The organism is Chryseobacterium sp. NFX27 (assembly GCF_049887855.1).
Lineage (GTDB): Bacteria > Bacteroidota > Bacteroidia > Flavobacteriales > Weeksellaceae > Chryseobacterium.
This window is the reverse complement of sequence record NZ_JAGEKK010000001.1, coordinates 111,217-132,729: the sequence shown is the minus strand read 5'-3', so window position 1 is coordinate 132,729 and position 21,513 is coordinate 111,217. Positions and strand designations below refer to the sequence as shown.

14 protein-coding genes are annotated in these 21,513 nt (G+C 38.7%); 9 read left to right on the top strand and 5 right to left on the bottom strand.

What is annotated here, in order from left to right:
* Positions 1-8 precede the first annotated feature (8 nt).
* Positions 9-1,214 (bottom strand): pyridoxal phosphate-dependent aminotransferase, encoded by a 1,206-nt coding sequence (locus J4Q03_RS00630; RefSeq protein WP_426046322.1) that lies wholly within the window; start codon positions 1,212-1,214, stop codon positions 9-11.
* A gap of 402 nt (positions 1,215-1,616) precedes the next feature.
* Here J4Q03_RS00630 and J4Q03_RS00625 point away from each other — a divergent pair, with 402 nt between their 5' ends.
* The 4 genes from J4Q03_RS00625 (at position 1,617) to J4Q03_RS00610 (ending at position 5,332) form a co-directional block, all read left to right on the top strand.
* Positions 1,617-3,413 carry a T9SS type A sorting domain-containing protein gene (locus J4Q03_RS00625; protein WP_426046321.1) on the top strand — a complete coding sequence of 599 codons (1,797 nt, stop codon included), beginning with the start codon at positions 1,617-1,619 and terminating at the stop codon, positions 3,411-3,413.
* Between the two features lie 125 nt (positions 3,414-3,538).
* Positions 3,539-3,997, top strand: coding sequence for a DUF1801 domain-containing protein (locus J4Q03_RS00620; RefSeq protein ID WP_426046320.1), 459 nt, complete (start codon positions 3,539-3,541; stop codon positions 3,995-3,997).
* Positions 3,972-4,691 (top strand): YiiX/YebB-like N1pC/P60 family cysteine hydrolase, encoded by a 720-nt coding sequence (locus J4Q03_RS00615; protein WP_426046319.1) that lies wholly within the window; start codon positions 3,972-3,974, stop codon positions 4,689-4,691. Before J4Q03_RS00620 ends, J4Q03_RS00615 begins: the two co-directional genes overlap by 26 nt.
* Positions 4,692-5,020: 329 nt before the next feature.
* The gene (locus J4Q03_RS00610) at positions 5,021-5,332 is read left to right on the top strand and encodes an NIL domain-containing protein (protein WP_426046318.1); all 312 of its coding nucleotides are present in this window, start codon (positions 5,021-5,023) and stop codon (positions 5,330-5,332) included.
* A gap of 242 nt (positions 5,333-5,574) precedes the next feature.
* On the opposite strand, the gene murA is transcribed toward J4Q03_RS00610, so the two are convergent.
* Positions 5,575-6,882 (bottom strand): UDP-N-acetylglucosamine 1-carboxyvinyltransferase, encoded by a 1,308-nt coding sequence (murA, locus tag J4Q03_RS00605; protein WP_426046317.1) that lies wholly within the window; start codon positions 6,880-6,882, stop codon positions 5,575-5,577.
* A complete protein-coding gene (locus tag J4Q03_RS00600) occupies positions 6,882-7,556 on the bottom strand; it encodes a DUF4290 domain-containing protein (RefSeq protein WP_426046316.1) in 675 nt (224 codons plus the stop codon). Before J4Q03_RS00600 ends, murA begins: the two co-directional genes overlap by 1 nt.
* 188 nt (positions 7,557-7,744) lie before the next feature.
* On the opposite strand from J4Q03_RS00600, the gene J4Q03_RS00595 reads away from it, so the two are divergent.
* Complete coding sequence (locus J4Q03_RS00595; RefSeq protein ID WP_426046315.1) at positions 7,745-9,178, top strand: alpha-amylase; 1,434 nt, start codon at positions 7,745-7,747, stop codon at positions 9,176-9,178.
* Between the two features lie 90 nt (positions 9,179-9,268).
* Here J4Q03_RS00595 and J4Q03_RS00590 read toward each other — a convergent pair whose 3' ends face one another.
* On the bottom strand, positions 9,269-9,682 hold the full coding sequence (locus J4Q03_RS00590) for a thiol-disulfide oxidoreductase DCC family protein (RefSeq protein ID WP_426046314.1): 414 nt from the start codon (positions 9,680-9,682) through the stop codon (positions 9,269-9,271).
* An 11-nt stretch (positions 9,683-9,693) separates the two neighbouring features.
* Positions 9,694-10,155, bottom strand: coding sequence for a heme-binding domain-containing protein (locus J4Q03_RS00585; RefSeq protein WP_426046313.1), 462 nt, complete (start codon positions 10,153-10,155; stop codon positions 9,694-9,696).
* A 329-nt stretch (positions 10,156-10,484) separates the two neighbouring features.
* Between J4Q03_RS00585 and katG the strand changes: the two genes are divergently transcribed.
* The 4 genes from katG (at position 10,485) to J4Q03_RS00565 (ending at position 21,512) form a co-directional block, all read left to right on the top strand.
* The gene (katG, locus tag J4Q03_RS00580; protein WP_426046312.1) at positions 10,485-12,764 is read left to right on the top strand and encodes a catalase/peroxidase HPI; all 2,280 of its coding nucleotides are present in this window, start codon (positions 10,485-10,487) and stop codon (positions 12,762-12,764) included.
* A 310-nt stretch (positions 12,765-13,074) separates the two neighbouring features.
* Entirely contained in the window at positions 13,075-14,628 is a 1,554-nt protein-coding gene (locus tag J4Q03_RS00575) for a T9SS type A sorting domain-containing protein (RefSeq protein ID WP_426046311.1), read from the top strand.
* A gap of 12 nt (positions 14,629-14,640) precedes the next feature.
* Positions 14,641-18,060 (top strand): hypothetical protein, encoded by a 3,420-nt coding sequence (locus J4Q03_RS00570; RefSeq protein WP_426046310.1) that lies wholly within the window; start codon positions 14,641-14,643, stop codon positions 18,058-18,060.
* Between the two features lie 5 nt (positions 18,061-18,065).
* Positions 18,066-21,512: a DUF6443 domain-containing protein gene (locus tag J4Q03_RS00565; RefSeq protein ID WP_426046309.1), complete on the top strand. Its 3,447-nt coding sequence runs from the start codon at positions 18,066-18,068 to the stop codon at positions 21,510-21,512.
* Position 21,513 lies beyond the last annotated feature (1 nt).

Sequence of the window (21,513 nt, the reverse complement as noted above, 5' to 3'; positions counted from 1 at the left end):
ATTGTATTTTAGAGACTGAATTCTTCTCTGTATTTTTTTAAAGCTTCTTTAAGGATCTCTGCACTTCTTTTAAGATCTTCCTCTTTCAGAACGTAAGCAATTCTCACCTGTTTTTTTCCCAGTTCAGGATCACTGTAGAAGCCTCCTGCAGGAGCTACCATGATCGTTTCCTTATTAAGGGAATATTTTTCTAAAAGCCACTGTGCAAATTTCTCAGTATCATCTACCGGAAGCTCTGCTACACAGTAGAAAGCACCTTTTGGTTTAGGACAGATAACTCCGGGAATAGCATTGAGAAGATCTACCAGAATATTTCTTCTGTGTGTATATTCTTCTCTTACTGCTCTGATGTAGGCTCCGTCATTCTGGTGTGCTGCTGTAGCTGCGATCTGGCCCAAAAGAACCGGGCTCAGTCTTGCCTGTGCAAAAAGCATGGCTGCATCATGAATCTTCTTAGAACGTGTTACCATACACCCGATTCTTACTCCGCACATAGAATAACGCTTGGATTCTGAATCAATGATAATGCAGTTGTCACTCAGTTCAGGGAAATCAAACATAGAGATCTGCTGCTTTCCGTCATACACATATTCTCTGTATACCTCGTCGGAGATAACAACGATATCATATTTCAAAGCAATTTCTGCCAGCTGCTGAAGCTCTTCACGGGTGTAAAGATATCCTGTAGGATTCCCAGGATTGCAGATAATGATTGCTCTTGTTTTTTCTGTAATTTTTTTCTCAAATTCTTCGATCGGAGGAAGAGCAAAACCAGTGTCAATAGTAGAGGGAACCGCTACCACATTAACATTGAATGTGCTGGTGAAACCATTATAATTGGCATAATAAGGCTCAGGAATGATTACTTCGTCGCCATCATCACATAAAGTGGAAATGGCAAAGTTTAATGCTTCAGATCCTCCATTGGTCACAATGAAATTATCAGGCGTCAGATCTGAAAAGCCTAAGGTGTGATAATAGTCTGTAAGGGCTTTTCTGTACTCTATATTACCTTCAGAAAGTGCATATTCCAATACTTTAAGGTCGATATTCTTTAAAGCATTTAAAGCTGTTTCCGGTGTTTCAATATCAGGCTGACCGATATTGAGATGATATACTTTTATTCCCTGTTGTTTAGCTTTTAAAGCATAGGGAACCAGTTTTCTTACCGGCGATGGCGGCATATGCTGTGCTCTGTTTGAAATATTTGGCATTGTTCAAAAAATTTGTATGGCAAAAATAAGATTTAATTTCTCAATATTAAAATAACCTGTTGCCCATTTTGGGAGCTTTTTAATTGTTTTGAAAATCAGTGAATTAAAATTGATGATTGACAGTCCTTTTACCTGCATTTCTAATTATTTCTATTAATGCTTGGTACTGGCCGCCAGTTTGTTAAAAATGTTGACATTGAAAATCAATTATATGTCCAAATGTTTGAGATTGTCAAAATAATATATTAAAATGCAAATAAAGCATTTGGTAAGAAAATAATGTTTTTATATGAATAAAAATATGGTTATTTTAAAATTATTAACCAATTATTGTTTATTTAATAAAAAAATCATCTTAGTGTTGGTTTTTTTATTAAATTTAAGCAATAATAAAAAATAATTATGAAAACAAATTTACCATTTAGAGTTTTACCTGTGATGACTCTTTTTGCGGCAACAGTGATGAATGCCCAAAACTTTCAGACCATGCCTGTCCAGTCCGGATATACGGCAGATGTCATTGCTAACGGTGTAGGCCCGTCGATGGCCTCCACTACAGAAGATGTTGACGGGGTATCTTTTGCATTTGTAGCAAGGGATTTCCAGCTTACATCCAGCAGCACACCGATTACTTACGGACTTCCGGTTAATGGGATTATTAATTCGGCTGTGGCTTCCACTCCAGGACTGAATTTCAAACTGGGAGATCTGTTCGGAAACAATTCCTTAAAGATATCAAGCAATACAGCCGGCAGTAACAGCGGAACGCTTTCATTTGTAACTCCGGCAGCTGCTTTTAAGGTATATATGCTTTCTACCGGCGGGAGCGGAACATGTACAGTTAATGTAACAGTTAATTTTACGGATAATACCTCCCAGGCGTTTTCAGGGGTAGCAATTTCCGACTGGTATGGCGGATCAAATTATGCGATTCAGGGAATCGGAAGAATCAACAGAACGAATGATGTTTTAGAACCGAATTCTTCAAATCCAAGGCTGTATCAGTCTGTCTTAGCTATCGATGCCGCCAATCAGACCAAACCTATCCAGAGTGTTACGGTAACCAAAACTAGCGGTACGGGAATTGCCAATGTTTTTGCTTTTTCTGCCGATGCCTATACAGATTGCGTGGCGCCAACACTTCAGCCTGTAGGTACGCTTACTTCAAGCTCTGCTCAGGTTTCATGGACAATACCTAGCAGCGTTCAGGCGGTAAGCTATGATATTTATTACAGCACGAGTAATACAGCGCCTACTGCCGCAACAGTACCTAACCATCCCGGAGTTACCGGAACTTCTTTTACCATTCCTTCTTTATCACCAAGTACGGCGTATTATTATTGGGTAAGAAGCAATTGCAGCACGGCAACGTCTCAGAGCGGCTGGTCGTTATCAGGAACATTTACCACTTTGTGTGGTGCAGTGGTTCCTGCCTATACGAATGATTTCAGCACTTTCCCGGGAACATGCTGGGCTGGTGGACTTTCCGGAGGAACACCTGCTACAGGGCCTACAGGAACTACTTCTTATTGGGAGTCAGGCGGGTTCTTAGGGACTGGGTCTGGAGGGTCAGCAACGATTAATTTATACAGTACAGGAAGAACCGGCTGGTTAAAAACAGTTCCTTTCAATCTTTCTGCAGGAACATATAAAGTGAAGTTTGATTATGGTGTTACAGAATATCTGGATACTACTCCTTCACCAATGGGATCTGATGATTCCGTCCAGTTTTTAGTGTCCAATGATGGTGGAACTACATGGACTGTTCTGGAAACCTGGAATGAGACTAATGCACCTACCAATACATCAACTCAATATGTGTACAGCTTAACAGGATACAACGGTGCCAATACCGTATTTGCTTTTTACGGAACAGACGGAACCGTGAATGATGATCCTGACTATAATTTTTATGTAGATAATTTTACCGTTGAAAGTGCGCAGCTGAGTACTTCAGAAGTAAAAGACGGTATTAAAAAAGTATCGGTTCATCCGAATCCGTTTAAAGATATTCTTTATATTTCAGATAATAGAGAAGTGAAATCGGTAACAGTAGGGGATTCTTCCGGAAGAACAGTAAAAACATTTACAGGAGGTGTGAAAGAACTTGATTTAAGTACCCTGAATGCAGGCCTGTATTTTGTTACGATCTACTTCAAAGACGGATCACAGTCTACTGTGAAAGCTGTCAAAAAATAATTTTTTAATGTCAATAAAATTGAGCGGCAGTGCATTGATGTACTGCCGTTTTTTTTGTGGATTAAATTTTCGGTTATGGTATTTATAAATTTTGTTATTTTGGTAGAAATTAAAACGTACTGAAAATGCAAATTCCAGCGGATTCTATAGCCGATTATATCTCAAAAGTTCCTGAAGAAAGGCAGGAAGTATTCAAAAGACTATTCGATGCCATAAACGATAACCTGCCAAAAGGCTTTCAGGAAAATATCAGCTATGGCATGATTGGCTGGGGCGTTCCCCTCGACACTTATCCGGCCGGATACCATTGTGCACCGGGTACACCATTACCGTTTATGGCTCTGGCTTCCCAGAAAAATTTTATCGCATTTTATCACATGGGAATTTATGCAGATCCTAAATTATTAAACTGGTTTGTGGCAGAATATCCCAAATATTCAAAGAGAAAGCTCGATATGGGAAAATCCTGCGTAAGGTTCAAAAAAATGGATGATATTCCTTTTGAACTCATTGCTGAGGTCAGTAAAAAAATGACGGTTGAAGACTGGATCAATACCTATGAAACACAGTTTAAAAAAAAGTAAGGAATCTGTTTTAAATAATACGATGATTAATTTTAAACAAAATCTGTTTCAAAAAGTTCCAAAAGCTTTAGCTTATGTCATTTTCTTCAGTGTGATTATGTTATTGCAGCAGTGTGCCCCTCAGGCTAAATCCGGGAAACTGAAGAATGGAGACCTGCTGTTTGTGACAGCAAAAGAAACCGGACTCTCAGGAGCGATTAATAATGTGACGCAAAAACAGAAAGAAGCATCATTTGATCATATTGGAATTGTAGAAAAAGAGAATAATCATTGGTATGTACTGCATGCAGCTCCCAAAGGTGGTTCTCAAAAGCAGGAACTGCAATATTTTCTCGCAGATCAGGCTGATGACGGTCAGAAAGTAATAATTTACCGTCTCAAGCCGGAATATCAAACCTCTATTCCCATTGCCCTTAAAAAAGCAGAATCTATGATAGGAAAGCCTTATAATTTCAATTATATCCTGGATGAAAATTCTTATTACTGTTCAGATTATATAGAAAGAGCATTCAGGGACGACCATATATTCAAGCTGGAACCAATGACATTCATTGATCCCAAAACGGGTAAAACCAATGATTTCTGGACTGAATTTTACAAAAAGAAGAATCTGAAAGTTCCGGAAGGTGAACCCGGATGCAATCCAAACGGGCTGGCTGCTTCAGAGAAACTGGAAAGAGTAGGAGAATTGTAAATATGTATAATGTATAATGTATAATGTATAATGTATAATGTATAATGTATAATGTATAATGTATAATGTATAATGTATAATGTATAATGTATAATGTATAATATTGCCCCTAAAGATCATTTAATCTTAGGGGTATTTTTTTAAACTCAGGTAAGATCAAAAGTTTGATGAGATAATTGTTCCAGTATTAATTTAAATGAATTTAGTTAAAATTTAAAATTATTAGTCCACTAATTTGGTGGACTAATAATTTTTTATATTTTTGTCAAAGATTTAACGCAATAAAGCAACCATGATCTAGAAAATGTTTAACCAAAAATTGTTTAGTGATGATAACACCTAATCCTACGCTGCAGATCCTGCCTAATAAAATCAGCCTGCCAAAAAAAGAACTGATACTGGAAATAGAATTAAATGGGAAAATGAAATTTGAACATTTAATGAATACCATCTATAATCAGTTCGGGATCTGTCACAGAGTGCTGTCTGCTAACGTAGAATATGTCAACGGAAACAGTTTTGGTTCAGTACAGTTATACATTAATGTCAATTCAGAAGATTACCAGCAGCTGGAATTTTACCTGAATAAAAATAAACTTTTAAATACCATGGTGGAATATAACTGCCGTAAGTATTTTTAGGGGAGATTCATATAGTTTTAATTACAAAGAAAGTATCCGGTTTTATCGGGTACTTTTTTATTATAATAACCTGAATTGGAATAAGAATTAATAAATTATCCATGATAAACCGTCCAGCTCAGGCAGCGGTTCCGGTGGTGGATTCTCCGGCGGCGGAGGTGGCGGCGGTTGGTAACCTGCAGTCCTAAAAATAAAAGCGTTCAAATTAATTTGAACGCTTTTTTATTACGGTAGAATATAATCTAAATTCTTTCAATATCAGCACCAATGGCCTTCAGTCTTCCGTCAATATTTTCATAACCTCTGTCGATTTGTTCAATATTGTGGATGATAGATTTTCCTTCTGCAGAAAGTGCTGCGATAAGAAGGGCATTTCCGGCTCTGATATCCGGGGAAACCATAGTAGTTCCTCTCAACGGAGTTTCCTGATTCAGTCCGATTACTGTGGCTCTGTGTGGATCACATAAAATAATCTGTGCCCCCATATCGATCAGTTTATCCACAAAGAATAATCTGGATTCAAACATTTTCTGGTGAACCAGAAGGCTTCCTTTCGCCTGAGTGGCGACCACTAAGATAATAGACAACAGATCCGGGGTAAATCCAGGCCACGGAGCATCTGAAATGGTAAGAATAGAACCATCAATGAATTTCTGAATCCTGTAATTTTCCTGGGCAGGAATAAATATATCGTCATTGCTCTGCTCAAGCTCAATTCCTAATTTTCTGAATGTGTTGGGAATAACACCAAGCTGGCTCCAGTTTACATTTTTAATAGTGATTTCAGATTTAGTCATGGCAGCAAGACCTATCCATGATCCGATTTCTACCATATCCGGAAGCATCGTATGCTCAGTACCGTGAAGATATTCAACTCCTTCAATCGTTACCAGGTTGGAACCGATTCCGGAAATGTTGGCGCCCATTCTGTTCAGCATTTTGCAGAGTTGCTGAAGATAAGGTTCGCAGGCGGCATTATAAATTCTAGTTTTTCCTTTGGCAAGAGCTGCAGCCATCACAATATTGGCTGTTCCGGTTACAGAAGCTTCTTCAAGAAGAATAAACTTCCCTCTCAGCTCCTTAGCTTTCAATGAATAGAAATATTCATCTTCGTCATAATTAAATTCAGCGCCAAGTTCTACAAGTCCTTGAAAATGAGTATCTAATCTTCTTCTTCCTATCTTGTCGCCACCGGGAGTCGGCATATATGCTTCACCGTAACGTGCTAGCATCGGCCCCATCAGCATAATAGAACCTCTCAGTTTGGCCCCGTCTTTTTTAAATTCGTCAGACTTAATATAATCAAAATTGACCTTATCAGCTTTGAATGTAAAATCGCCCTGTCCGTTCTTGGTTACCTTAACCCCGAAATCGCCGAGAATTTCAATCAGTCTGTTTACATCATGAATGTCCGGAATATTTTTAATTCTTACCTCCTCATCTGTTAACAAAACAGCACATAAGATTTGTAAAGCTTCATTTTTTGCCCCTTGTGGAGTGATTTCACCATGCAGTCTTTTCCCTCCTCTTATCTGAAATGTTCCACTCATTACTTTCTGTTTTTATGATTATTGTTATGCCTTCTCTTATTGGTCTGGTTGTTCTTATTATTGTTATTATTGTTGCTGCTTCTGCTGCTGTTACTGTTGTTCCTGCTGTTGTTGTTATTGCTGGTATAGTAGATCTTGCTCTTTTCCAGAGATTCTATTCCTGTAAGATCAAGTCTGTTTTCAGAAAGCTCCTTCAGGTGACGGAAAATAACATCATCTGTTACATGTTCCTTATTATATACATTATAGGACTTCTTCATGTTGTTGGCAATCACTTCTATCAGAGCTTCCTTTTCGTCACCGGGCTCCAGTTCGATGGCTTTTTCTATCAGTTGAAGAATACTTTTTCCGTAAAATTTAAAATCTCCCTGAAGTTTAGGATATTCCATTCTTTTAGGCTTTTCAGCAAGCTGTTCTCTGGTAGGAAAGGGGTATGGGGAATCCACGTCAAGATCATATTCTGCTAAAATGAAAAGATGATCCCAAAGTTTATGTTTATAATTTTCTTCGTCACGGAGCTGAGGGTTTCTCTGACCCATAAAATCGATAATGGCCATGGCCATTTCACTCCTTTCCTCTTTGGTAGGGAGCTCTTTGCAGCGTTCAACCAGCTGCTGTATGATTCTGCCGTATTCCGGCATATGAAGCTGAGTTCTTTGGGTGTTATATTCCATAATATGCAAATATATGGATTAAAAGAAAAATTGTTTTGAAATTATTAAAAGTTTATGATTTTTTAATGAAATTTTTATAAAGCTGTTGACCGGAATTATTCACTGAAAATGAAAATATTTTATATTTTTTGTGCTTTATTTCAATAAAATTGTAATTTAGTTAATAGATTAACAATTAAAATACACGTATGAAAAAAACACATTTCTTAGTTTCGATGCTGGCTTTAGCATTTTTTAGTTCCTGTCAGAATGGTGATGAAAACGATAATGAAAATCTTCAGAAAGAGGAAGTTCATGCCAAAACAGTAAATGTTACCAAGCATGATGGACGCCCATTTAGTACCGGAAGCGGATCTGCTGCCGGTAAATATGTATCCGGTCCCGGAGGTGGAGTGATGATGCAGGGATTCTACTGGGATGTTCCCGAAGGCGGAACCTGGTGGAATACTGTGAAAGACAAGCTGACAGCCTGGTCAGATTCCGGAATTAGTGCAGTATGGCTTCCACCTGCCTCAAAAGCTCAGAATGGCGCTTATTCTATGGGATATGACCCAACAGATTATTATGATTTTGGAAATTTTAACCAGAACGGAAGCACAGAAACCCGTTTTGGGTCACGCACCGAGCTGGAAGCACTGATTACAAAAGCCCATGCAGAAAATATGCAGGTGTACGCAGATATCGTCATCAATCATAACAGTGGCGGGCAGTCTCAGGCCAATCCTTTTACAGGAACAAACACCTGGACAGATTTTTCAGGAATCGCTTCCGGAAAATTTCAGCGGAGCTATAATGATTTTTACAAAAATTCTTACGGGAATAATGATGAAGGTGCTTTCGGTGGATTTCCGGATTTATGCCATGCTAATCCTTATGTGCAGGACTGGCTGTGGGGGAGAGATGATTCTGTCGGAAAATATTATAAGAATGTCATGAAATTTGACGGATGGAGATTCGATTACGTCAAAGGCTTCGGACCTTGGGTTGTTAATAACTGGAATTCCAACGTAGGCGGATTTTCTGTTGGTGAACTGTGGGATTCCAATGTGAATACCTTAGAATGGTGGGCCAATAATGCCAACAGCTCTGTATTTGATTTTGCAGCATATTATAAAATGGATGAAGCTTTCGACAATGGGAATTTAAATATTCTGAATGACGATATGATGTGGAAAAGAAATCCATATAAAGCAGTCACTTTTGTGGCTAATCATGATACCGATATCATTAACAATAAAATGCCGGCCTATGCCTACATTCTTACTCACGAAGGCTATCCCACCATTTTTTACCGGGACTACGAAGAGTGGCTCAACAAAGAAAGGCTGAATAATCTGATCTGGATCCACAATAACAAAGCTACGGGAACGACTTCCATACTCTATACGGATAATGATGAATATATCGCAAGACGTAACGGGTATAACGGGAATCCCGGACTGGTAGTCTATATCAATAATTCATCGAGCTGGCAGGAAAGATGGATAGAAACTAATTGGAGCAGTCAGCAGATAAAAGATTTTACAGGTAATTCTGGCTGGTATCCAACGACACAGGGAGATAAATGGGTAAAAGTTCAGGCACCGCCAAACAGTTATTCAATATGGTCATTGAACCAATAAAATTTAAGAGAGCAAGGATGAATTTCATCTTTGCTTTTTTATTTCTACTTTGGCAATAAACTGGGCAGAGTCTACAAGTTCATGATTAAATCATATTTCGATAAATTTCTTCTTTTGCTCACGATCCGGAAGAAAACATTTCTGGTTAGCCAGTTTCATTCTGTTCCTTGAGATAAGGTCATATATTGGGTCACTTAAAAATGCAGGAATTATTTTTCCGGGAGCCAGCAGTTTGTAAGCGCCGCCCAATACAGTAGCGATCTGCAGTACAGCACGTGATTTAATGAAGTAATACTGTCCCGGTTTCCAAAGATAAAGGGTATTGAATACTTTAGTCTCAAGACCTCTTTCAGACAGGAATTTCTGTCCGAAATCAGACTGCAGGGATGCAAACATAAACCGGTCATTCTTATCCCGTTCAAGGATCCACTGCACCCAAAAATTACAGAAACCGCAGTCGCCGTCATAAAATACGATATATTTATCTTCCCATTTCTCCTTCATAATATTGGTTTTTAAAATAACATTTTCCTTTCGGTATCTTCTTTTACTCTTTTGAAGTATTTTACCAGCTCTTTACGCTGTTCAGATGTTAGTTTGGCACCCTGATGGCCTACATAATAAGACTCAAGAGGCATTTCCTCTTTTTCAGTCATTTCTATACATTCTTCCAGTTTGTGGGCCTGCCTCTTAGGTTCATATACTGCAAAAGTAGAGAAATTAAGATGCTTTCTGCCTTCCTCTATATGATTTTTAACAAACCATGAAGCCGGAGAAATGCTGGCATACCAAGGATACTCTGTTTCATTGGAATGACAGTCATAGCAGGAAGTTCTGATAATCTTTGCAATAGGTTCCGGTGTTTTTTTGATCTTCAGAAAATCCATGCCCGGTGTTGGCGGAGGATTAGTCTTGTCGACCGGGAAAAACTGTATAATAATAAATGCAACAAGCAGAACAACCAGTATTTTTTTCATATCAATCATATTCTTGAATATAAAAATAATCAAATTTTATTAAATCGAATGAACTGATTATCAAAATATAAATGTTTATTTGAATCATTCTAAATATGACAACTTGCTCTTGCTTTTTATATATCTGTTCTCGAATTTTCATTAACTTAATTGCATTATTAGAAGTTTTAATTTCACGCTTTCAAACACTTGCTAAAACTGAATAAATTATAGTTTTTAACTATCGTTTAAATAAATATTAATAGATTGTGTTTATGAATTGAGCTTTGTAAGTTTGTCATGTCTTTAAAAAGAAACTGTATTAATCAACATAAAAAATTAAACGATAAATGGAAAAAGATTTGAATGACATCAGTAAATGTCCGTTCCATAACGGAACAATGAAAAAAGAAGCTGTAGCAGGCGGGGGAACCAAAAATCTTGATTGGTGGCCTGATCAGCTTAGAGTTGATATCCTGCGCCAGCATTCCTCCCTTTCAGACCCTATGGATAAGGATTTTGATTATGCTGAGGCATTTAAAAGCCTCGATCTTGATGCTGTAAAAAGAGATCTTCATGCATTAATGACAGATTCTCAGGGCTGGTGGCCTGCCGATTTTGGCCATTATGGGCCTTTATTTATCCGTATGGCATGGCACAGTGCCGGGACATACCGTGTTGGTGACGGAAGAGGGGGAGCCGGTTCAGGACAACAGCGTTTTGCTCCTCTGAACAGCTGGCCGGATAATGTGAGTCTGGATAAAGCGAGAAGATTGCTGTGGCCCATCAAGCAGAAATATGGCAATAAAATCTCCTGGGCAGACCTTTTGATCCTTACCGGGAACATTGCTCTGGAATCTATGGGCTTTAAAACATTCGGCTTTGCAGGAGGGCGCGAAGATGTTTGGGAACCGGATATGGATGTTTACTGGGGAACGGAAAAAACATGGCTGGGAGGTGACCTTCGCTATGCTCACGGTTCGGAAGGAGTGCCTGAACAACATGGAGTACTGCCAACTGATGATGATGCAGACGGTGATATTCACTCCAGAAACCTTGAAAAACCCCTTGCTGCCGTACAGATGGGACTTATTTATGTAAATCCTGAAGGTCCGGACGGAAATCCTGATCCTATTGCAGCTGCCAAAGATATCCGCGATACATTCGGTCGTATGGCAATGAATGATGAAGAAACCGTAGCTCTAATTGCCGGTGGACATACTTTTGGGAAAACCCATGGGGCCGGGCCTGCCGATAACGTTGGAAAAGAGCCGGAAGCAGCAGGAATTGAACTTCAGGGACTAGGATGGAGCAGCACTTATAAATCAGGAAAAGGAACAGACGCCATTTCCAGTGGTCTGGAAGTTACCTGGACGGAAACACCAACTGAGTGGAGTAATTATTTCTTTAAAAATTTATTTGAAAATGAATGGGAACTGACCAAAAGCCCTGCCGGAGCTCACCAATGGGTTGCCAAGGACGGAGCAGAGATCATTCCTGATGCCTTTGATCCGGCAAAAAAACACAGACCTACGATGCTGACAACAGATCTTTCCTTAAGGCTGGACCCTGTGTATGAAAAAATATCAAGACATTTCTATGAAAATCCGGATGCATTTGCAGATGCTTTTTCAAGAGCATGGTTTAAGCTTACTCACAGGGATATGGGTCCTAAAGCAAGATATCTGGGACCGGATGTTCCTCAGGAAGAGCTGATCTGGCAGGATCCTATTCCTCAGGTTGATCATGAACTGATCAATGATGCAGATATTGACCTCTTAAAAGAGAAAATATTATATTCAGGATTAAGTGTTTCAGAATTGGTATCTACTGCGTGGGCTTCCGCTTCTACATTCAGAGGAAGTGATAAACGCGGGGGTGCCAACGGAGCAAGAATCAGGCTGGCTCCTCAAAAAGACTGGGAGGTAAACAATCCTGCTCAGCTTCAGAAAGTTTTAGGAGTTTTAGAAAACGTTCAAAAAGAATTCAACGAAAATCAAACTGGCGGTAAAAAAGTATCATTAGCAGATGTCATTGTTCTTGCGGGAAGTGCAGGAGTGGAAAAAGCGGCAAAAGATTCCGGACAGGATATCAAAGTTCCTTTTGCACCCGGAAGAATGGATGCTTCACAGGAACAGACCGATGTAGCATCCATGAGCTATTTAGAGCCTGCAGCAGATGGATTCCGTAATTATCTGAAAAAGAAATTCAGTGTATCTACAGAATCCTTACTGATTGATAAGGCACAGCTTTTAACATTAACAGCTCCTGAACTTACAGTACTTATAGGCGGAATGCGCGCACTGGATACGAATTTTGACGGATCAAAACACGGGGTATTTACCGACCGTCCGGGAGTACTTACCAATGACTTCTTTGTTAATCTTCTGGACATGGGAACACAATGGAAAGCCATTTCCGAAGATCAGGAACTGTATATGGGAACTGATCGGTCCACAGGACAGCCAAAATGGACTGCTACCCGTGCAGATCTCGTTTTCGGATCCAACTCTGAATTGAGAGCTATTGCAGAAGTATACGCCAGCTCTGATGCTCAGAGAAAATTTGTCAGCGATTTTGTTTCTGCCTGGGTTAAAGTGATGAACTCTGACAGATTTGATTTAAAATAATTGTCAACTAATATAATATTATCCAAGACAGCTTTTACAGCTGTCTTTTTTCATAGATATCTATGAATGGCAGATGAAAAATTTTTATTGGTTATTAGTGATAAAGTTTTCAATTATTACTTTAAAAATAGTTGTACCTATAAATTTAATACGCCATGTTCTGTCGTTTTGCAAGAGTAGATTTGCCTGTAAAATTCAGCACGTGATAACACTGAAAAGATAAATTTTAGATTAAATCACATTAACATGACTTGGGTGTGTTAAAAAAATGTTAAATTTGAAAAATTATAAAAACTAAATACACAAGCAGATGAAGAAATTCTACTCTGGTGCATGTATTCTATGCACGGTCCTAGGGCTTTCTGCCCAGGAGGTATTATGGCAGAAAGACATCAAATCCTCTACTCAGGATTTCTTAAGCCAGGTGACCACAACCATAGATCAGCAGTATCTCATTACAGGGAGCAGTATCCAATCCACGACCCTTCGGGAGCCTCAGGGTACAGCTGGGAAACAAAACAACGGCTACGATTTCCATCTAGTAAAACTAAACCAACAAGGCGAAGAGGTGTGGGAAAAATATTTCTCGGGAAATAACCACGACTATCTTTCCGCTTCCATCGCTACTCAGGAAGGAGGCTTTCTTTTGGCCGGGACTTCTTATTCAGAGAAAGGACTTGATAAAAAAGAAGATTCCAAAGGCGGATCCGATATTTGGCTGATTAGGCTTAATGAATTCGGAGATGAACTTTGGCAGAAAACTTTAGGAACTTCTTCAGACGAAGAAGCCAGATCCGTAATTCAAACAACAGATTTTGGTTTTTTTGTGGCTGGGAATGTTCAGAACTCAACTAAAGGTTACGGTTCAAAAGATGTTTTGGTTGTAAAACTTGATAAGAATGGAAAAGAACTGTCTCAGTCTATTTTAGGTGGGAAAGGTTTGGATGAAGTTGAAAAGATAATTCCTACCAAAGATGGTGGAGCCTTGTTAGGCATCTATTCCAGAAGCAACCTGGGCGGCTCAAAGAAAACAGAAAACTTTGGAGAAGGAGATTTTTGGGTGATCAAGTTTGATAAAACCGGAAAAACAGAATGGGAAAAGAATTTTGGAGGAAAAGGAGATGATCATCTAAGAACTTTGGCTTTAACTTCAAATGGATACATCATTGGTGGCGAATCAAGATCCGAAAGATCAGGAAATAAAACAGCAGGCATAGAAGAAGGAACAGATTTATGGCTGGTCTCTTTAAACGAAAGAGGTGAAGAAACCTGGCAGAAGTCTTATAATTTTGGAAACAGGGATATTCTGATGGGAACAAGTGTTCTTCATTCAGCAGATGACAGGTCTTTCAAAGGAATTTTGTTAGGGGGCTATACCCAAGCAGAAGGTTGTATAGAAACAAATGATGAAACTTTCTGGATGCTCTATCTCAATATCGATGGTAATGAGCAGTGGAGAAAGCATGTGAAAGGTGAATCCAGAAAGAGAGAAGAAAGACTTTCAGATATAAAATTAAACAGAGACGGCTCAATTATTCTGGCAGGAACCAGTGCAGAAGAGCTTGGAAAAGAAAACTGGAAGATTGTAAAGCTGGGAGATAAGCAGCTTGATCAGCTGATTGAAAAACAGGACATTAAGATTTATCCTAACCCAGTATCAGATTATGCTTATGTTGAAATCGGTTTTGATTTTAAAGAGGCAGAAATCCTGTTGTATGATATGGGCGGAAGACAGCTTCAGAATTTGAAAACCAAGAATAAAGTGACAAAGATTAATACCCAAAATTTAATTCAGGGGGCTTATCTGATTACAATAAAAACTGATGCCAATAAAACTGCTAATGCCAAAATAATTAAGAAATAAAACAAAAACCAAATGAAAAAAACAATAATTTTAGTTTCTGCTCTTTTAGCCATGCACACTTTTGCTCAGCAGGATGAACGTGTAAACAATCCGGCAGAATTTCAGGTGAATATAACCCCACCAAGCCCTGAAGCTTATAAGCTTGGAACTTACGGAAACATTCCGGTGGGCATGTTTACTGGAACACCCAATATTGACATTCCAATTATTAATTATGCTTCTGAAATAAATGACATTCCTATTAAGCTCAATTATTCCAGTAGTGGAATACGGGTGGATGAACAATCCGGTCTGGTGGGCCTGGGATGGAAGTTAGCTGCGGGAGGAGTAATTACGAGGGTTGTAAGAGGAATTCCTGATGAAAAGACCAATCCAAACATCAGCTTCAGCAATCCACCCGATCTGGATTCGATTGGGGTAGAAGATAATAATGTAAGGACCTACCTGCAAGCCGTAAGTGCAGGCTCTGTAGATTCCGAACCTGATATATATTATGCAAGTTTTGGAAATAACAGCTTTAGTTTTGTCGTTGATAAAAGAGGATTCCCGGTCATGATTTCCCAGCAAAATGTGCAGATAGAAAAAGACACTGCAAATTCACAGTTTATTATAACCATTGAAGATGGTACAAAATATTACTTTGCTGAAAAAGAAATCACCACCAATTCACAAACCGGAGGAGCACATAGTATCCCTAGAACCAATATTTCAGCCTGGTATTTAACCAAAATAAAAGATACTAAGGATCAAGAAATATATTTTGAATATGAAGAAAGAATCTATACGACCGTATTGTCAAGATCCCAGACCATGACCATGACACCTGTTGGTGCTACTTATTCCTGGGTAGACGAACATGGGAACTGTGTTAACAGCTACAATATGCCTCCTATAGTATCATCGGCTATGACCAATCTTCAGAATGTAAAAGGAAAACGGTTGAAAAGAATATATAGCAGCAGCGTCTCTCTAGGAGAAATTCTGTTTTCATACAGCCAGCTGGTAATCGATGAATCAGGACAGGTTTCAGAAATCAAAAAGATGCTTAACAACACAGTGGTTGAGTCCTATACTTTCAACTATACAAAAACTACTAATGGAAGGATCTTCCTGAATGAAATTACAGAAACAAAATCCTTAAAAAAATATTCTTTTGAATATATAGCTCCCGAGCAGGCACCAGAGAGGCTTTCTTACAGCAGGGATATATATGGTTACTTTAATGGCAAAAGTAATTCGACCCTTGTGCCTAAGGTGGATGATTTATTGGTAAGAGATGTAATTTATAATTGGGCTGATCAAAGTATCGTTGAGGAAAATGCTAAAAAGGGTCTGCTGAGAAAAATTATTTATCCCACCAAAGGCTACACCTTGTTGGACTATGAAAGTAATACTTATGGTGGAACAAGAGTCGTTACCCCTCCAAAAACTGCAGCACAGCTTTTCGTCCATAGAAAGCTAGTCAGCAGTCCTGATGATAAACTCTTAGACGAGACCATAATTGATAACAAGAGGGCACAGTATATGCTCGCGGTTATGTTCAGTGGTTATAATGATGAATGTGAGGGGATAAGTGCTGAAGTACCAGGCCATCACACCTCTGCCTTCTGGGCGGTAGATCAAAATAACCAACCCGTTCCACAAAACGCTGCAAGTAACTGTCCGGGATTCGCAAACATGCCAACTCCGGTAAATGGAATGAGATCAGAATGTTATGTAGTGCCAAAAGGTATGCAGGTAAAATTGAAACTTCAGGCTAACTTCAGATGTACGGTAGGTTCCCTGAATGTCCATTATATTCCAGAAGAAGACCAAGAAATACCCGATAACATTCCTGTTGGCGGATTAAGGGTAAAAGAAATAGCCTCTTATGATGCGGCAGGCAGTCCACCTATCATAAAAAAATATAATTATAACACTGGAACTGCGGGGATGTCATCAGGAATTCAGGTACAAAAACCTTATTATCTCGACAGATCTACAAGCGGAAGATTCTGCAAGTTGGACAACTCACTTTTTGATGATTTTCCCTATATCAATATTTCATCGGATAATCTCAACCCCCTTTATCCTTCGCATCCGGCATTTTTTTATAAATCTGTCATTGAATCTACAGGTACAGATGGAGGGTATACATTTCACGAGTTTTCAACGGAAGTGGATAATTATGGAAAGATCATGCAGGGAGCGGATATTAAAAGTGCACCCTGGACGAACTTCGGCTGGAATAACGGAAGAGAACTTGTGTCAAAATATTACGATAAAAACAACAGCTTACTAAAGAAAATAGTTAACGAATATGAGAAGGATGACAGTCGCCAATATTCGGTACGAGGCCTGAGAGTAAGAACAGACTATGATCTGCTTACTTTTATTCCCGATCCTACAAGGGTCTGTACCACTGAAGATGCTAATAAAAAATATACAGAGACCGACTGTCTGGCTGTCCATTACCATACCTTTTATAATGGCAGATGTATTGCAGACGGAGCAAATAATGTAGACAGAACTACATATGATGAGTGTTTTGGGCTTCCAGGGGCAAGTTTTACCCATTCCGAGATCGTGAATAACCTTTCTATCATCCAGTATGAAAATATATCCTATTTTACTTTTCTAAAATCTCAAAAAATAACAGATTATCTGAATGGACAGGAACTGAAATCTGAAACCCAGTATTTCTATAACAACCCTAAACATGTTCAGCTTACTTCTAAAAAAACAATTGACCCAGAGCTTTCGGCTAATGAGACTTCATTTCAGTATGCACATGAGAAAAATAATCAATTGATGATCGGTAAAAATATGGTGGGTATTCCTCTGGAAACTGCTGTTACAAAGATGGTAGGTAACTCCTCTAAGATATTGTCTAAAAAAGAAACGATTTATCCATTGTCTCTTCCAGATCCAGCTTCAGTAAATTTAGTGTTACCAGTATCGGTAAAGACTTATGATATACTCAATATTACTGCTTCAAGTACTGATATTAAGTATGATAAATATGATAATAAAGGGAACCTGCTACAGTATACTACAAAGGAAGGTGTTCCTGTAAGTATCCTGTGGGGGTATAACCAAACAAAGCCTATTGCAAAAGTAGATGGCATAGCCTATAATGAGATCGAAAATACGGTGCCGTGGATGTCAGCTTCTTCAGATGCAGATGCAGCAGATCCCTCCAAGGAAGCAGACCTTCTTGACATTTATGAAAGATTTAGAGAAATGCCTCTACTGGCTGATAAGCTCGTAACTACATACACTTACGATCCGTTAATTGGTGTCACAAGCATTACCCCTCCGTCCGGAATAAGGGAAGTTTATGTTTATGATACCGCTAATCGACTGAAAGAAGTGAAGCAGCTGGATAAAGATGCAGCTGGAAATCCAGTGTATAAAATTGTGAAAGAATACAAATACAACTACAAAAACTAACAACGATGAAAAAAATATTAATACCGATCAGTGCATTATTTATAGCGGGGTTAGTTCATGCGCAGCTTTCACCGACAGAAAATTATGTCTATTCAAAAACATACCTTTCAGACCCTGCCCTTTCAAGCCCAAAAACCTCAGAAACCGTTCAGTATTTTGACGGCTTGGGAAGACCAAAACAGGTAGTGAATATAAAAGCTTCCCCACTGGGAAAAGATGTGGTTACCCATATCGAATATGATGCTTTCGGAAGACAGGTAAAAGACTATTTACCTGTTCCGCAAGGAGGAACCCTGAATGGAGCCATTGTTCCTACTCCTCTGGCCAATGCTGCCCAGCCCGGTATTTATGGTTCAGAAAAGATCTATGCAGAAAAAATACTTGAAAACTCTCCGCTGGACAGGATCCAGCAGCAGATCCAGGTAGGCACTGCCTGGGCAAACAAACCCGTTACTTTTCAATATGGCACCAATGCTCAGAATGAAGTCTATAAATTTACCACCAATACTACCTGGGTCAATAATGCTACATCGTCAGCATTGGTTCTGGAGTATTTTCCTGCTAACCAGCTGTATAAAAATACGGTAACTGATGAAGACGGTAATGTTACCATAGAATTCAAAAACGGACAGGGGCAGGTTATGCTCGTAAGAAAGGTTAATAATGGAGGGAATATAGATACTTATTACGTGTATAATGAGTATAACCAGCTGGCCTTTGTTATTCCTCCCAAAGCATTAGCCGGGCCTGTTACAGAAACAGTGTTGAATGACTTGTGCTATCAGTACCGTTATGATGGCAGGGGCAGACTTGTAGAAAAGAAACTTCCTGGCAAAGGCTGGGAATACATGGTATACGACAAAACTGACAGACTGATTCTTTCTCAGGATGCTGTAATGGATGTACAAAATAAATGGCTCATGACCAAATATGATACATTTGGAAGAGCGATCCTTACAGGAATTATTTCAGCAGGAGAAAGAGCTGCTTTACAGGATTTAATTAAAGACTTGGTAATTACCGAATCCAGAAATGCCACAGGTTTTGCCAAAAGTGGAATGACGGTTTACTACAGTAATAATTATTTTCCTTCAGATATCCAGTCTGTTTTGAGTGTTAATTACTATGACACTTACCCCACAGGCTCCCCAACAGTCACCAATGTATTTGCACAGGATCTTTTGACCGATAACCCGGCCAATTCACGAACCACCAAAGGAATGCTTACCGCTTCCTATATCAAAAATATAGAAGATGACAAATGGACAAAGAACTTTATCTGGTATGATACCAAAGGAAGAAATATAGGCTCAAGAAGTAACAATCATTTGGGAGGATATACTGTTGTTAATCATAAGCTTGATTTTGCGGGAATGGTCCTTCAGAGCAATACCTATCACAGAAGATTGATCACGGATCCTGAAAAAGGCATCGTGGAAAAATTCACGTATGATTCCCAGAACAGGCTTCTGACGCATACCCATCAGATAGGCAGCAATCCTGTTGAATACCTGACTCAGAATAAGTATAATGAGCTCTCACAGCTTGAAAATAAAAAAGTAGGGGGAATATCCTTAGCATCTCCTTTACAGACCATCGATTATAAGTATAACATTCGTGGATGGATGACCAATATCAATGATCCAGTCAATTTGGGAAATGACCTTTTTGGATATAAAATCAAATACAATCAGGTTGAAGGATTGGAAACGCCCAATACCGATTTTCCTGACTTGAAAGTAATACCGAGGTATAATGGGAATATTGCAGAGGTAGACTGGAGAACTTCTACCGCAGCTAATGATCACCTGAGAAGATACGGCTATGTTTACGATAGCTTAAATAGGCTTTCAGCAGGCTTTTATCAGAAAGACAGCAATCCTTCTGCGAAAGAATATTTTGAGAAGCTGGAGTATGATCTGAATGGTAATATTACCAATTTAAAAAGATCTTCTGAATTGATAGTAGGAAATACAGCTGCCAATTTCATTAATAACCTTAACTATACGTATCAAGGGAATAGGCTTACCTCTGTTAAGGATTTAGTGTCATCTATTGGTGGATATAAAGGAAATACAATGCAGTACGATGCTAATGGGAATATGACCAGTAATCCCGATAAAAACAAAATGATTATTACATATAATTTCCTAAATCTACCGAGCAGCATTACAGAAACAGTATTTGTTAACTCTACCAATAACACATATTATACCTATAGAGCCGACGGAACGAAAGTGTCGAAAAGGTATATACCAATGGGTGCCGAACAGAAAACTGATTACTTAGATGGATTTCAATACAACAATCTGGAATCGTTAGGATCTACTGTTCCTACAGTTCCGACATTAAAGTTTGCACCGACATCAGAAGGTTATTTTGATTTTGAAAAAAATAAGTATATTTATAATTATCTTGATCATTTAGGAAATGTAAGATTGAGCTATTTTAATAATGGAGCCATGCTTGAAGTGGTTGAAGAGAACAATTACTACCCATTTGGATTGAAACATAAGAGCTATAACAGTTTACCTGGGAATTATAGTTATCAGTACAAGTACAACGGTAAGGAACTTCAGGAAACGGGTATGTATGACTATGGCGCAAGATTTTATATGCCGGATATTGGAAGATGGGGTGTTGTAGATCCGCTGGCGGAGAAGATGACCCGTCATAGTCCTTATAATTATGCGTTCAATAATCCGATAGGGTTTATTGATCCTGATGGACGAGAGAGCCTAGGTTGGATACATCAGATATTTGAAGATGGTAGCAACAAATTAACCTATAAAGCAAATATTAATACTACTCAAGAAGCGATGGATGCTGGATATACAAATGTTTATGGTGTTGCACAAACAGGTCAAATTGTAGATGAAACAAGTGGATCAGTATCATATTCTTTAAATGCTGATGGTACTTACAGTGATTCATCTGGAGATAACTCATCTGGAATGTTGACAACTGCGGGAGGGATCACTATAAAAGGGAAAGGAGCTTTTGATCTTACAAACTATTTATCACATTTGGGAAATGAAGGTGGAAATTTTTATACAAATTTAGGGGGTGCTGCTCCTTTAAATTATACCAACCCATTCTTTAGGGGTAATATAGATAAAATAGTAAGTTTAGATGGTTTTATGGGAGGAAGTGTGAATAGTTTAAGCAGGGGAAATGATTGGAAAGATATTATGGCTTACAGAGTTGATATAGCAGCATTAGCTGATTTAGCTCAGTCACTATTTGGTGGCAGACAAAAGACTAAGGTTAATAACGATACAATTATTGATGCGAAAGTTAGTTTTGATAACGGAAAAGATACAACAATGCAGTTTAAAGTACCAAAAGTTGGAGATATATACCAGAACTGGCATACAGGAAGTAATTATGATGAAATTTCAAATCCATATGTAAAAGCAAAGGTTGATAGTGCAGCAAAATCTCGAAAATAAC

Bases quoted from the DNA above. Each gene is read 5' to 3' on its own strand.
- J4Q03_RS00630 (WP_426046322.1), bottom strand. From the start codon at position 1,214: ATGCCAAATATTTCAAACAGAGCACAGCATATGCCGCCATCGCCGGTA.
- J4Q03_RS00625 (WP_426046321.1), top strand. From the start codon at position 1,617: ATGAAAACAAATTTACCATTTAGAGTTTTACCTGTGATGACTCTTTTT.
- J4Q03_RS00620 (WP_426046320.1), top strand. From the start codon at position 3,539: ATGCAAATTCCAGCGGATTCTATAGCCGATTATATCTCAAAAGTTCCT.
- J4Q03_RS00615 (WP_426046319.1), top strand. From the start codon at position 3,972: ATGAAACACAGTTTAAAAAAAAGTAAGGAATCTGTTTTAAATAATACG.
- J4Q03_RS00610 (WP_426046318.1), top strand. From the start codon at position 5,021: ATGATAACACCTAATCCTACGCTGCAGATCCTGCCTAATAAAATCAGC.
- murA (WP_426046317.1), bottom strand. From the start codon at position 6,882: ATGAGTGGAACATTTCAGATAAGAGGAGGGAAAAGACTGCATGGTGAA.
- J4Q03_RS00600 (WP_426046316.1), bottom strand. From the start codon at position 7,556: ATGGAATATAACACCCAAAGAACTCAGCTTCATATGCCGGAATACGGC.
- J4Q03_RS00595 (WP_426046315.1), top strand. From the start codon at position 7,745: ATGAAAAAAACACATTTCTTAGTTTCGATGCTGGCTTTAGCATTTTTT.
- J4Q03_RS00590 (WP_426046314.1), bottom strand. From the start codon at position 9,682: ATGAAGGAGAAATGGGAAGATAAATATATCGTATTTTATGACGGCGAC.
- J4Q03_RS00585 (WP_426046313.1), bottom strand. From the start codon at position 10,155: ATGAAAAAAATACTGGTTGTTCTGCTTGTTGCATTTATTATTATACAG.
- katG (WP_426046312.1), top strand. From the start codon at position 10,485: ATGGAAAAAGATTTGAATGACATCAGTAAATGTCCGTTCCATAACGGA.
- J4Q03_RS00575 (WP_426046311.1), top strand. From the start codon at position 13,075: ATGAAGAAATTCTACTCTGGTGCATGTATTCTATGCACGGTCCTAGGG.
- J4Q03_RS00570 (WP_426046310.1), top strand. From the start codon at position 14,641: ATGAAAAAAACAATAATTTTAGTTTCTGCTCTTTTAGCCATGCACACT.
- J4Q03_RS00565 (WP_426046309.1), top strand. From the start codon at position 18,066: ATGAAAAAAATATTAATACCGATCAGTGCATTATTTATAGCGGGGTTA.